Below are 12,842 nucleotides of genomic sequence, written 5' to 3' on the forward strand. Positions count from 1 at the left end.
ATGAAGTATTTAAAATTATTCGTGTTGCGTGTTGGTTTTATGGTTATTGCTGCCACGGTTTATGGTCATCAAGGGGTACAGGCTGCGGATAATATGCGTTTTCACGGTGCATTGGTTAAAGAACCTTGCACGATTAATCCGGGTGATGAAGATATCCAGCTCGATTTTGCAACAATGTCTGAAAAATATTTGTATCTGCATGGTAGGACCCATAGCGAACCTTTTCTGCTCAGATTATCTGGTTGCGATATGAGTGTGGGCAAATCGATTAAACTGACATTCAGTGGCATGGAAAATACGCAATTGCCGGGCTTATTAGCGTTAAGTGCTGGGAGCCAAGCCGCTGGGATTGCCATTGGTATAGAAACGGCAGAAGGCAAACGGTTGTCGTTGAATAAAGAGGGAGATGCCTATCCGTTAAAAGAGGGTGAAAACTTGATTGCACTGCAAGCATATGTGCAGGCAGAACCCACTGCGCTAGCTAACCAGACGATTAAGCGAGGCGCATTTCATGCGATTGCGACATTTAATCTGAATTATGACTAACTTGCACGGTTTTATTAGGTACTTAAATGAAAAAGTTATTTTCTGTTTGCCTGGTACTTTTATTGCTGTTTTCATCAAGTGCGGCTGCATCGATATTTTCATATATCACTAAATCCGAGGGCATTCCCACAAATGCCTATTATACTTTTGTCATTGAACGTTGGGACCCAGAAAACGATTTTACGCCAAATCCTTGTTATGGTTATTCTGCGTGTTGGATATCGGTTAACCATCGCCATTTTGCTGATGGATATTCAGGGCAGCCCTATAGGCTATTCAATACTCGCGTAGAAAGATTCAAGACAATGAAACAAGTGCAGGCGGAGATATTGAAATATACCAGTTTTCCGATTACCGGCGTTGCAAAACATTTCGGCCCTGCGATTCGATCGCATCAGGAGTGTGTCGGGCTATTTTATGAAACCGATCAAAATGGTTTTCATGGAAGATTATTACCCGGATCTTTATGTGGCGTTGCACCACCACCGATAGGATTTTGTCAGGTCAGAGAAGGCTCCGTTGAACTTAATTACGGTAGTATTGATGAGGCAAAATTGGAAGGCGCAACCAGAGCGGAAAATATCAATGTGACCTGCAATGTAGACATAGAGATTATCGTGACAGCGACGGGACCTGATAGGGGATTAGTACCTTTAAGAAGTGATGGTAGCTTGAAAGCTAAGTTGCTATTAAATGAGAAAAATGGTGAAGACGGCGTTGCCGTGTTTGTACCGGCGGGAGGAAATGTAGCCGTTACAGTGAAATCAATTTTACAGAAAAATGGCAGAGTAGAGGCAGGACCTTTCTCAGGATCAGGGGCAATAATTTTGGCGATGCCATAAAAAGGTGTTTTTTTAATTTAAAGGCTGGGATGAAAATGAAACAAGATCATCTATTAGTAGGGAAGCGTATTCAAAAAAGAAGGAAAGAGTTGGGTATGACTGCCGCCAAATTGGCGGAAAAAATAGGTATTAGTCAGCAACAACTCTCACGTTATGAGAGAGGGATAAACCGAATTAATTTATCCCATCTGGTGCGGATCGCTTCAATATTGGAGACGCCGATAAACTGGTTTTTCCTTGATTGTAGTTATCCTGCTACCAATAACAGCATCAATAAATTAACAGACCAATATATCCCTATTGCGGAGGCTACATTGGGTAAATTTGGATGTTAACTGATCTCGACTCCAATCGGGGGATCTATAAACCCGTTGATGACTGAGTTTTGTGACCGACGGAACGGTCACTTTTATGATTTCTCTGTCAGCCATGTTATTACCACAATGTTATTACCACAAATTAAAAAGTCCATTCTTATTTATCTCCCCTTTTGACGAAGTTATTAAAGTTCAGATAGTAATTTAATCATGTAATAGCCCGGTCATCCATTGAAGCAGGAATCCTTTTCAAAGCCCAATATGCTCCGACAATGCTGAAAAATTTATCCGATGCACCGTAAAACCCCATTTAGCAACTGTCTCTTGATCATATTTCATAGATCAAGAGACAGGATGAAGACAGGGCCGTTTTCTGGCGCTCAACATGCTAGTCAACCGAACTTACCCGGATATAGGCATAGTGCATACTACCCTCAATAGTCTTTAAACATGATAAAGATTTGTAGAATACTCTATAAAATTGGCTTTTTCGAGGTTTATAGAGGGTTATTGCCCTGTTTTTCATAAGAATGAAAAGGTATACCTTTATGGATACCGATCACCCTATCTGTTACAGCCATATCACGATGGGTTCAAGTTCTGGTGAATCAAGGTTAAGTCTATTTAATTGGCGGTTTACCTTTAGACGGTTGAATCTGACGGCATCAAGATCATCTATCAATGGACGAATCTTTCTGACCGTTGTCGTTTCATCAGCATGAGCAATGCCAGTGTTTTAGTAGTTTCATCGGCTAACGTCGCGCCGGGCATTCTGTTTCCGGCCAAACAAAAAGGGACGTTAGATTAGAATTTTCGAGAACAGTTTCAATACGGATATCATGAAACCAGTGCTCGAAAAAGTTGTACTCGTAGGTAAAACGGTTACCGGCATCAAATTCAAAGTCATCAAGCGTAATTTTGTAGGGGTCATCAGGAAACCCGAGTCCGCCGGAGTAGGAAATGCCGTAATTTTTGCCATAAATACGGCATTGATGCAGGTGATTATCCTGCCATCCCTGCGCGATCTGAATGATGTAATGAAAAGCCGCTAAAGATGTCTCGCCTGATAGCCTGAATCGGTGCTAGACCATAGGACTGATACCTCCAAGGGCAATTTTCACGATATAGCTTTTCATGGTGAGGTGCCGGATAAAAGCGTGCTTAATTGCTCATTCTATCGCCTATTTAACAAAGTGCCCCACAGAATTTTATGGTCTCACTTCCTCTGGAAGAACCTGAATACGACCGATATAAGGCTTATCCTGAATACCATCATCAGAGTAGTCAGAGGCTGGATCAACTATCACGGTATTTCTGACAACCAGAGAAGAGTCGAGCAATTTATCTACCAAAGTACGCGAATAATCTATCGATGGTTCAACCGGAAAGGTGGGTGTCGTCGGCTGACGTGGGAAAAGCTAAAGCTACTCCTGAAAATGCTGGGTTATCCGTCTCAATGGAGAACACATTCAATGTTCAATTCTCGCTGAATATGTGTGGGGGCACTGGTCTGTCGGGAGCCGGATGCGGTAGTTCCGCACGTCCGATTCTGAGGAGGGGGCTGTCTAGGTGACTAGACAGCTCTACTCAACCAAACCCCAATAAGATTTTTTTTGCCGAAAAATCACATAGTCATCCTTAATATTAATGAATAGTTGATTTTGTTTTTTATTTAAAAAACAATAAGTTATGTTGATTTATTCTGTTTTGATTGATTTGCATTGAATTAGTTATTCTTTTGTTCTTTATCGGTTTTATATATGTTAACACTATTGACAAGTTTTTTATTTGTCCCTAACGTATATTCTGTACGCGACATGTGTGTACAGTGAACAATGATGTGTTTTTTTGAACATTTTTTGCAAACATACAACAGTAAGGAAAATAAGATGGATAAAGCTCAAGAGCTGGAACTGGCTGTAGCTGAACTGAACGCAGAAAACGCCGATGTTGAAAATGAACTACTGCTGGATGTTGCTAGTGGGGTCTCTAATAAAGAGTGGCAAGAATAATACCGTGTGGCCGCAATGCGGCCACCTTTAAATTATAATTGTCAACAACAATTAAAAAAGTATGGATGAGTTTTCTTTTTTGTCTGGTAGCAGGGTCTCAGATGCGCGATTTAACAGGTGGTATTCAAAGCGTTAAAGCTATATCAGTTGATGAATTAAAAGAACGTGACAGCTTATTGATAGATGTGAGGGAAAGTCATGAGTTTGCTAATGGCACGATCCCTGGAGCGTTAACACTGGGACGTAGTTTTCTAGAGATTGAGCTAAAAAAACGTCAGATTGAACCTGAACAGCCGATTGTTCTTTTTTGTTCTAGTGGGCTTCGTTCGAAATATGCTGTATTGGGCCTGACTGCACTCAATTTCGTTAATGTATATTCTCTTGACGGTGGTTTCGAAGCATGGAAAGCGCAAGGTAATCCTGTTGAACAACTCACAATGTTAAGCGAAACCGAAAAAAACCGATATGCGCGTCATCTCTCCTTAAAAGATGTAGGAACTCGCGGACAGCTGAAAATCATGAAATCTAAAGTGCTGGTTATTGGAGCTGGAGGACTAGGATCGTCTTGCTTGCTTTATCTGGCAGCCGCAGGGGTAGGGGAGATTGCTGTCGTGGATCACGATATTGTCGATTTGGGTAACCTGCAACGGCAAGTCATCCACAATGAAACTATGTTGCAAAAGAAAAAAGTTGAATCAGCCTTACATGCGCTACAAGCGTTAAACTCTAGTATCAAAATAAAAGTCATAGATACTGCTATTAACCCTGAAAACATCAAGATTCTGCTGAAAAGTTATGATATTGTCATAGATTGCACTGATAACTTTAATGCTCGTTATACGATCAACGATGCCGCAGTAAAGGCTAATAAGCCATTGATTTCTGCCGCTGTACAACGGTTTTCCGGTCATGTGATGGCGCGTACTCATCCGCATGCTCCTTGCTACCGTTGTATCTATCCCGAAGCGCCGCCAGCAGCGTTGGCACCCTCTTGTTCAGAGAATGGTGTAGTCGGGGTTATTCCTGGTATTTTGGGGCTATATCAAGCGAATGAAGCGTTAAAAGTCATTCTGAGTATAGGCGATATACTGGATGGAAAGTTGCTGAAACTTGATTTGTTGAATAATAAATATCAATTATTAGAAACGAAAAGACGTCCCGATTGCCTGTGTTATAATCAATAAATAATTGAAGGAATGAATATGATTGAGATATCGTTTCCTGAATCTGTCAGTAGTGGTAAACAGATTAATATCGCAGCCAATAATCTTCATGAAATATTAAAAGAAATGCAGGAGCAATACCCCGATATTTTTTATTTGATTGCGACGTATAAAGGAAATAATTTTAAGGTTAAACCTTTTGTTACGTTGTTTATAAATAATGTTATGTCGGTAGAGAGTAATCCTGTATTAAAGGATGGTGATAGGCTGTCCTTTGACATCGCTATTTCAGGAGGGTGAAATGGACGCGAAGCTATTACAAAAGGCCTACGTGTCGCTATTATATAGCGATCATTATCGTATTGCAGATGCTGAAAAAGAGTATGGTTACATTCATTCCACAATGAACGGTGACAGGATAGTAATTGAACGAGCTGCACGTCGCAGGAATTTACGTACCGTGCTTTATGCAGATATGCATTTTGCTCCACATTTTTTTAGTAAGGATTTTTTCCTTGAGCTTGTCAATCAATACTGTGAATCGGACAGCTTCTGGAACTGGAATAGCAGAACTCTGATTGAGAGTTTTTGCTATTTTGTTTGTAAGCACGCAGGACTAAGAGAAGAAGAGAAAATCCTTTTTCTTATCGATGGTATTTATTCTGGTATTTCTACCGGGATGGAAGATTCACCATGGAGTTCTACGATTTCCAGAACTCATGAAAATACTCTTACAGAAGAGATTGATTGTAATCTCTACTTTATGCTGGCTCAATTAAATACAGCCAACTCTCTCAAAGAAATGAATTTTAAAAATAAATCAGCCAGACTGCGCTTTCATAATGAAAATGGCAAAGTGGCATTATCCTGTCGGGAGGCTGTATGAGTGCACGAGTAGGGTTAGGAATTGATTATACACATAGTTACGGTCATAAATTAACTGAATTATTGCAATTAGCACCAAACGGTATCAGTCATTTGTCTGTCGTGGCCATCCCTAATGAAGACGTTGCATATACATTCCGTAATGCATTTTCCCAGTATCCCATGATTCATCATTTTTCTGGAATGGAGCCTGCTGGCATTGATGGGTTACGCCCTGATGTGCTTGTAAAGCAAAATGCCATTAGTAAGATTCTTAAGGCGGTCTGGTGCTTGGAAGATATCGGTATCTGGAATATCGGGCCTTATAACTTACCTTATTTCGCTGCGCCTGTGCTTTGTGAGCCTGTGCTGGCAATGACGATTGAGGGTGTGAAGAAGATTCAATCTGTTTCCAGTATTCCTTTTTCTGCGGAAATACCTTCTTTCAGTATTGCTGCCGGGGATATGGCTTTAGGTAAATTTTTTCATCGGTTGGTTGATGCGACAGGGTGTAACGTTGTTTTAGATATCAGCCATGTATTTTCATACTCCATTTATTTTGACCAACAGCCAGAGGCTGTACTGACTAGCCTGCCTTTGTCCGCTGTGAATGAAATTCACATTGCCGGAGGGAGTGTACATCCAACTCATTCATGGCGATATCGTGATACACATTCAGAACCAATTGTTGACGATGTTTTCCCACTACTGGAACAAGCACTGGCTCAGTGCCCGAATCTAAAAGCTGTGACATATGAGTTAGGAGTGGGTATTACCCCGGATGTGATTCGTACAGACCTGCGGAATATTGAATATGTTTGCCAGCAAATGGCGTTTACCCCTTCGTTCTGAGTAGACAGACAAACTGGGCTGATAATCAAGCTTTTGCAAATAAGGCAATGTATGAAAAACGACAGGACATCTATTCTTCTTATTGATAGTGCTAAAAGAAATCAGTTGATCAGGCTTAATGATGTTACTCAACAGAATGATTTACATAGCCATACCGCCAAAATTGCGAATGTTTTATCGCAAGTTCCTTTTCCATGGACGATGCAAACCTCTTTGGATTTGATTTCAGCTAGCTATTTGGATGCGTTTGAACAAGGATATTTGGGGTTGCGTGCTCATATACAGGAACGCTTTGGTATTTGCCCGATAGAAGCCCATGCTTATTCTCTGGCCGAAAATGAGTATATGGCTGATCTTCATACGTCATTGTCAACCTTCCACGATAAAACTCTGGCCCCTTATATTTTGGCCTCCGTGGGCCATGATTCTGATCGTCAGCGTTTTCCTGGGTCATGCCGTGAAACTATAGGTGTAGCATTATTACGTCATAATGGTGGTATTCCAGGTATGACACCTTTGGGATGGGGCAATATCGAGTTTCTGGTTAAAGAATGTGATTATTCTACCTACGATGAGCAAGGTATGCTGACCACAACAAAAGGTACCTCTGCTGCGGTAGTCTATCTTGCTAGGTTAGCTGGAAAGCTGCATCTATGGCTAAAAAAAGAGCAAATGACTCATGACCGCCATGCATTACATGCAGCAATGATCTACCTGAGCCAGCCATTTCAGGGGAGCTATCTTTTTGATTATTTCCCAGAGCAAGAGCATATGCCTCAGACATGGGTTGTTCCTTTGGAACGTTCTAGGCAGGCGGAAATACTGCTTACGACGGGGGCATCAGGCGACAATGGTCAAATTGCTCTGGTGGCTTCTTATCAGGGATCCATTGCCCGCCAGACACGCCTGACGGCTATGGTTAACGGACAAGAAATTGTAGGGCAAAGAGGTACATTATTAATATCGGCGCAGTTGTCTGGTAATCAGTCCCTCAGTATCACGGTATACGCTACAGGGCAACTTGATCGCATGACGGTGGCATGTCAGAACATGCTGGCAGTGGAATGCGTAGGCTCGCAACCGGTTGTTGCTCCCGACGATGAGGTCATTGTTGGCATATCTGCAAGCCACGATGCCTCTGCCTGTGTGATGATTAACGGAAAAATTCGCTATGGCATTCAGCTTGAGCGCTTAACCCGAGTTAAACGTGACGGGCACCAATACTTAGATACTACCCTAGCTGTAGATTATTGCTTGGATGCTGCTGGATTGACGCGGGAAGATGTGAACTGTTTTGCCTATAACATTCAATCAGCAACGCCGGAGTATATCGGGCTGAACCAGCCAGTTTGTAGCGCAGATTTCTCGCTGTTTGATCCCTTCTCTCCGGAGGTTGTGGTTGTTAGCCACCACTTGTGTCATGCATTTGCTGCCTGGTCAGGGTCGAGATTTTCCAGAGGAAATATTGTGGTAGTGGATGGTTCAGGTGGCAGCGTGGTGGGTCAGAATGATCTATTGATTTCCGGGCAAGAGTTTTCAGAGTACTTAAATGCCGGGCTTAAGGGACAGAAACCGGAATTGCACGTAGTTTCACATTATGCCTTTCGTGAGGATGGGTATACACTGCTAAACCGTGAATATAGTCCGTCGTTTAATATTCGAGCAGGCAGTTACTCACTGGGTGAGGCTTATGCCTCTGTGAGCCAGCTGGTCTTTAACTCTTGGCATGCTTCCGGCAAATTAATGGGGCTTGCGCCTTATGGTATACCGAAATTTGCTGAAGAAATCGCCATTGAAAGCCCGCAGGGTATCTCTTTTGGCTATACTTGGAAGCAGAAATTTAGCGAAAAAGCACGTAACGTGATGGATTACGCGGATCTGGCTGCCTCGGTACAACTGGTTCTGGAAAAAGGGATCTTATCCCGCTTGGAACATTACTGTATCACGAATAGTGAGCCTTTAGTTATGACAGGAGGGGTCGCTCTGAATTCTGTGGTGAACTACAAAGTGCGTCAGAACTTTCACTTGCGCGATTTCTATTTATTCCCCGCTCAGCATGATGCAGGCATTTCCATCGGTGCTGCTAATGCTGCTTATTATAAAAGGCATGCTCGAATTCTTAGCGACGCTTTTAGTCACGATTATCTGGGGAAAATTTACGGTTATGAAGATATTGCCAGTGCCCTTAATTTATTCGCTGACCGGGTGGTCGTGAAGCCCATTGATACCGTCATGCTGGCCGAACGGTTGTATGCCGGGCAAGTCATTGGCTATTACTCTTGCACTAAAGGGGCTGAATTTGGCCCGCGTGCTTTGGGTGCCCGTTCATTGCTTGCCAGCCCTTGTTCGATGGAAAAATGGAAATTTATCAACCGTTGGGTGAAGTTCCGTGAAGATTTTCGTCCTTTTGCCCCTATGGTTACTGCCGAACACCTGAGCCGTTATTTCGAAGGTGAAGGAGACTATAAATATATGCTTGAAGTGTTGCCTGTTCGCCCTGAATATCGTGAGCAGCTTGCCGCTATTACTCATGTAGACGGCTCAGCACGAGTACAAACGGTATCTGCCAGCGACAATGAAGAAATCTATGCTTTGCTGACTGCATTTGGCGAGCGGTCGGGGTTTCCCATCTTGCTGAATACATCGTTTAATGTGCGTGGACAACCTATCGTAGAACAGCCTCAACAAGCGATCGAAATGTTGCTTTCCACTCATATTGATGCGGTAGTATTCGGTGATTATATCGTTGAGCTATCCACCCCGGAGTTTAACACGGAAACGCTTCCTGGACTGTTGCGCCTGAGCCCAGGTTGTCGGTTAAGTGGTATTCTTGAGAAAAACGAGCTGCGTCACATGCTGAGCCATGAATATCAAGGTAGCAATCAGGTCATTACTGCTTCGTTATATCAAGCTCTTCTACGCTTGGTTAGGCAATCGTCTCTAGCGGATACCCAAGCCATATATGATGAGTTAAGCCCCCTGCTCAGAAAAAACATAATGAACTACGTTCGACTGAAGTTTCTGAATATTGCCTGTGATTTTACTGAGAAATCTGAGCATGCAAAACTCTTTCACTGAAGCAGGATTGCGCCGCTACTCGACCCAAGAGGCGCTGAAATTAGCCTTACCAATGCGTAAAAAACTGGGGATCTCGCGCCTGGCTTCTGTTGGCGAATTTGTAGATATTGCCGGAGTCAGTGTAGTAAATGCTGTTCGAACCACATTAAAAAAAGGGCAAATATCAACCACCCAAGGGAAAGGGCGTAGCCTATGTGTCGCTACCTGTAGTGCATTAATGGAGGCCTATGAGCGTCACTGTGCTTGCTGGTGTGATGACCTTATCATCCGTCACGATGCTCAACATGATGACCGGCTCATACTAAGGCTGCTAGGGTTTGATCCGGAATGTGACATCGAAGACTGGGTACCGGGATATGAGTTACAAACCGGGAAAAAGGTCTTGTTACCGGCTGTAGAAGTACAGTTTCCTTATCACGGATCGGATGCACAGCGGGTGAATATACGCGCACATACTTCAGGACTAGCGTGTGGCGGTATCTTAGAGGAAGCTATCTGTTTCGCTATTCTGGAATCCTTTGAACGTAATATTATCTCCCAATTTTACCAGAACTGTTTGTCGAGTATTTGTGCAGATATTATCGATCCGGAAAGCATCAACCATCCGCCGACAAAAACCTTATGGCTGAATCTGTTTGATAAAGGATATGAAAGTTTCGCCTTACGTATTCACGGGGCGATACCGACCTATTATGTGGCTTTATACGATCCTACCAGTATGGGGCCGAAATTTATGATTGCAGGTTTCGCCTCTGGATTCACTGAAACGCAAGCGCTGGATGCCGCTTTAATGGAGGCTGTTCAGGGGCTAGTGGTCAGTTTGCAGGCGTCACGAGAAGATTTGAGTCGTCATCAGAAGAAGTACAACGATAAAAGCTTTTTTAATCATTCACGTTTTTACATGTTGCGTGAATTATTCCACAAACATTATGAAACGGTAAGTATGCCGCTGGCGCAGGATGCCCCAGCAACACTTGCCTCTGCTACCAGACTTTTAACCAGAAAACTGGCGGAAAAAGGGAATGAACACGTTTATATCATAGACTTATCTCTGCCTGAGGTGCCTTTTCATACGGTGAAAGCTGTTATTCCAGGGTTATTTGACTGGCACGTCAATCCGAGAAGGAGACAATAAATCGTGTTATTTGCTCGTAAACAAAAGCCAGTTGTGTTTGGTGGTCCCTCCTTGCTCCGTGACCCACGTTATGACTCAATAATTGAGTTTCGCCCGCCAGTCCAAGCGGGTGACTTACTGGCTCTGTTGGGGAGTGGTAGGCCTGTTCTGATCACGGATGGCCTTTTTGGTAGCAATATGTCGATTACCGTAGTGGAGTGCCTAGATTTTATCAAAGCAGGGGGAATACTACTTGGCAGTTCCAGTATGGGGGCATTGCGTGCCGCAGATTGCTATAGTCAAGGAATGGTAGGGATAGGACAAGTATTTCAGGGATATCTGTTCGGATATTACCACTCTGATGCAGATGTGGCCTTGCGATATCATATGGGGAGTTATCAGGAGATCACCCTTTCTTACGTGCATATAGAACATATTGCTTGCTATCTAATGATAGGGGGGCAGATAAGCGCACTACAAAAACGCCAGATGATGGCTCTGATACGGCGAATCATTTGGTATGAACGTTACATTGATCTGGTTATTAACGCCATGCTTAAGGTTGCTCCGTATTTAGACGTAGCGAAGTTACGTTCTTTATTTAAAGACGATGCTATGCACCCTAAAAAACAAGATTCCAAGTTAGCAATCGATTATTTAGTGAAATTTTATTTGGCAAGATGTGAGTAATAAGTAATGAAAAATCAGAATTGGTTAAAAAATATTGGCTACCTGGATAGTACATTTCGTGCAATGCAATCAACATCAAACCAAATGAGTCATTTATTGGTTGGGGCTTTGGGAGGCATGTTTGGTGCTGCAGTCTCATTACGTGTTTCCATCGCATTTTACTCATCTCTCTTCTTGGAGATTCCTTCCGGATTGCTGGCTGATCGGTTAGGTCATTTTAAAAGTGTTGCCTTAGGAAGTTGGTTTACTACTATTGCTCTGCTCGCACTGTATTGCTCGCTTGCAACTACAGATAATATCGATGCGCAAATTGCACTGCTTATATTCAGCTCTTTTTTAAGCGCCATAGGGATGGCTTTGATTTCTGGTGCTTATCAGGCGATGTTACAGGATCTGATTGATTACCAAATCGTTAAACATGGTGAAGAACATACTTTACGCACCAAGGCAATCCTGCTTTCTCAACGGTACGGCAAAGAAATAGTTTCTATCGTTCCGGTTCTTTTTTTACTGGTTTTGTTAGTGCTTTACCGAATGATCGGACATGCTGAAACCATGTTATTTATTCCGGCTGCGATGTTTATTTGCCTTGGAATATGGCTATGGCGTTTTCCTCAAATGAATGGTATGCATGATCATCACGCAAAACAGGGCATACATATCGCGCGTAAAAGCATGTTGCGTCATTTTATTACGCATCTGCGTGGGTTATCTCATTCCCAATGGCTGACTTTACTGAAACTTTCTGTGGTAATCATTTTCCTGAATTTTTCCATGGTTCATGTTCACACTTATCTCATGGTTTCTGAATTCAGGGAATACAATATCATGGAAGTTAAAATGATTTACCTAGTCCCTCTGTTTTTGTTTATTGCATCGTTTGATGTGGCTCACTATGTTAAGGGTATGATAGTCCCACGTGTAGCAGCAAAATTCTCAGATAATTCGATGATTATAATTTCTTTCGTCAGCCTGATGCTACTCTCGGTGTTTTGCTACCTTCTTTACCTCTATGTTAATGGTATTTTCGCATTGATCCTATACGTCCTGTTTTTTAGGGCTACCGTCACTATTGGTCAGGACGTAGCGATCAGTAATTTTCTTGCTCGTTTACCAGAGGAGATTCGAGCACTTTCTCTGAGCCTTGTGATGAGTACTGTGATTGTGTTATATGGGGCATATTCTGTTTATTTAACCTTTACTGGTACTGGTGCCGAACCAGCGCAATATGTCTTGCTGGAAATAGCTGCTATTGCATTGATAGGGGGAATTTTTGCGTTTTACCTGAAAATTGCTCCACAAACAGATACCAAACATTCTGAGTTGCAACCTCTTAATTAAACCACTGTAAGGAATGATGTGTC

General features: G+C 42.7%; 14 protein-coding genes and 1 pseudogene. 14 read left to right on the top strand and 1 reads right to left on the bottom strand.

Annotated features, from left to right (window positions below; translation table 11 throughout):
* From AAC155_RS12995 to AAC155_RS13010, 4 genes are all read left to right on the top strand, one after another.
* Positions 1-546, top strand: a complete 546-nt coding sequence (locus AAC155_RS12995) for a fimbrial protein (RefSeq protein WP_113042616.1) — start codon at positions 1-3, stop codon at positions 544-546.
* 26 nt (positions 547-572) lie between these two features.
* Complete coding sequence (locus tag AAC155_RS13000) at positions 573-1,388, top strand: MrpH family fimbial adhesin (protein WP_113042618.1); 816 nt, start codon at positions 573-575, stop codon at positions 1,386-1,388.
* Between the two features lie 29 nt (positions 1,389-1,417).
* Positions 1,418-1,723 (top strand): helix-turn-helix domain-containing protein, encoded by a 306-nt coding sequence (locus AAC155_RS13005; RefSeq protein WP_113042620.1) that lies wholly within the window; start codon positions 1,418-1,420, stop codon positions 1,721-1,723.
* 530 nt (positions 1,724-2,253) lie between these two features.
* Positions 2,254-2,427 (top strand): hypothetical protein, encoded by a 174-nt coding sequence (locus tag AAC155_RS13010; RefSeq protein ID WP_229015646.1) that lies wholly within the window; start codon positions 2,254-2,256, stop codon positions 2,425-2,427.
* 30 nt (positions 2,428-2,457) lie between these two features.
* Here the strand turns inward: AAC155_RS13010 and AAC155_RS13015 are convergent, their stop codons facing one another.
* Positions 2,458-2,739 (bottom strand): IS1096 element passenger TnpR family protein, encoded by a 282-nt coding sequence (locus tag AAC155_RS13015; protein ID WP_316250774.1) that lies wholly within the window; start codon positions 2,737-2,739, stop codon positions 2,458-2,460.
* Between the two features lie 186 nt (positions 2,740-2,925).
* Here AAC155_RS13015 and AAC155_RS13020 point away from each other — a divergent pair.
* The 10 genes and pseudogenes from AAC155_RS13020 to AAC155_RS13065 form a co-directional block, all read left to right on the top strand.
* Positions 2,926-3,195 (top strand): annotated as a pseudogene (locus AAC155_RS13020) (group II intron reverse transcriptase/maturase); the annotation flags it as partial.
* A gap of 399 nt (positions 3,196-3,594) precedes the next feature.
* Positions 3,595-3,717, top strand: a complete 123-nt coding sequence (locus tag AAC155_RS13025; protein WP_262405148.1) for a hypothetical protein — start codon at positions 3,595-3,597, stop codon at positions 3,715-3,717.
* A 101-nt stretch (positions 3,718-3,818) separates the two neighbouring features.
* The gene (moeB, locus tag AAC155_RS13030) at positions 3,819-4,901 is read left to right on the top strand and encodes a molybdopterin-synthase adenylyltransferase MoeB (protein WP_158536566.1); all 1,083 of its coding nucleotides are present in this window, start codon (positions 3,819-3,821) and stop codon (positions 4,899-4,901) included.
* Between the two features lie 18 nt (positions 4,902-4,919).
* Positions 4,920-5,180, top strand: coding sequence for a MoaD/ThiS family protein (locus AAC155_RS13035; RefSeq protein ID WP_113042624.1), 261 nt, complete (start codon positions 4,920-4,922; stop codon positions 5,178-5,180).
* A 1-nt stretch (position 5,181) separates the two neighbouring features.
* Complete coding sequence (locus AAC155_RS13040) at positions 5,182-5,766, top strand: hypothetical protein (RefSeq protein WP_113042626.1); 585 nt, start codon at positions 5,182-5,184, stop codon at positions 5,764-5,766.
* On the top strand, positions 5,763-6,596 hold the full coding sequence (locus AAC155_RS13045) for a multinuclear nonheme iron-dependent oxidase (RefSeq protein ID WP_113042628.1): 834 nt from the start codon (positions 5,763-5,765) through the stop codon (positions 6,594-6,596). The genes AAC155_RS13040 and AAC155_RS13045 overlap by 4 nt, the downstream gene beginning before the upstream one ends.
* Before the next feature lie 51 nt (positions 6,597-6,647).
* Complete coding sequence (locus tag AAC155_RS13050) at positions 6,648-9,674, top strand: carbamoyltransferase C-terminal domain-containing protein (RefSeq protein ID WP_113042630.1); 3,027 nt, start codon at positions 6,648-6,650, stop codon at positions 9,672-9,674.
* Positions 9,655-10,809, top strand: a complete 1,155-nt coding sequence (locus tag AAC155_RS13055; RefSeq protein ID WP_113042631.1) for a YcaO-like family protein — start codon at positions 9,655-9,657, stop codon at positions 10,807-10,809. Before AAC155_RS13050 ends, AAC155_RS13055 begins: the two co-directional genes overlap by 20 nt.
* Positions 10,810-10,812: 3 nt before the next feature.
* Positions 10,813-11,478 carry a TfuA-like protein gene (locus AAC155_RS13060; protein ID WP_113042633.1) on the top strand — a complete coding sequence of 222 codons (666 nt, stop codon included), beginning with the start codon at positions 10,813-10,815 and terminating at the stop codon, positions 11,476-11,478.
* A 6-nt stretch (positions 11,479-11,484) separates the two neighbouring features.
* Positions 11,485-12,819: an MFS transporter gene (locus tag AAC155_RS13065; protein ID WP_113042634.1), complete on the top strand. Its 1,335-nt coding sequence runs from the start codon at positions 11,485-11,487 to the stop codon at positions 12,817-12,819.
* Positions 12,820-12,842 lie beyond the last annotated feature (23 nt).

Source organism: Photorhabdus sp. HUG-39, assembly GCF_963878365.1.
In the GTDB taxonomy this organism is placed as follows: domain Bacteria; phylum Pseudomonadota; class Gammaproteobacteria; order Enterobacterales; family Enterobacteriaceae; genus Photorhabdus; species Photorhabdus kayaii.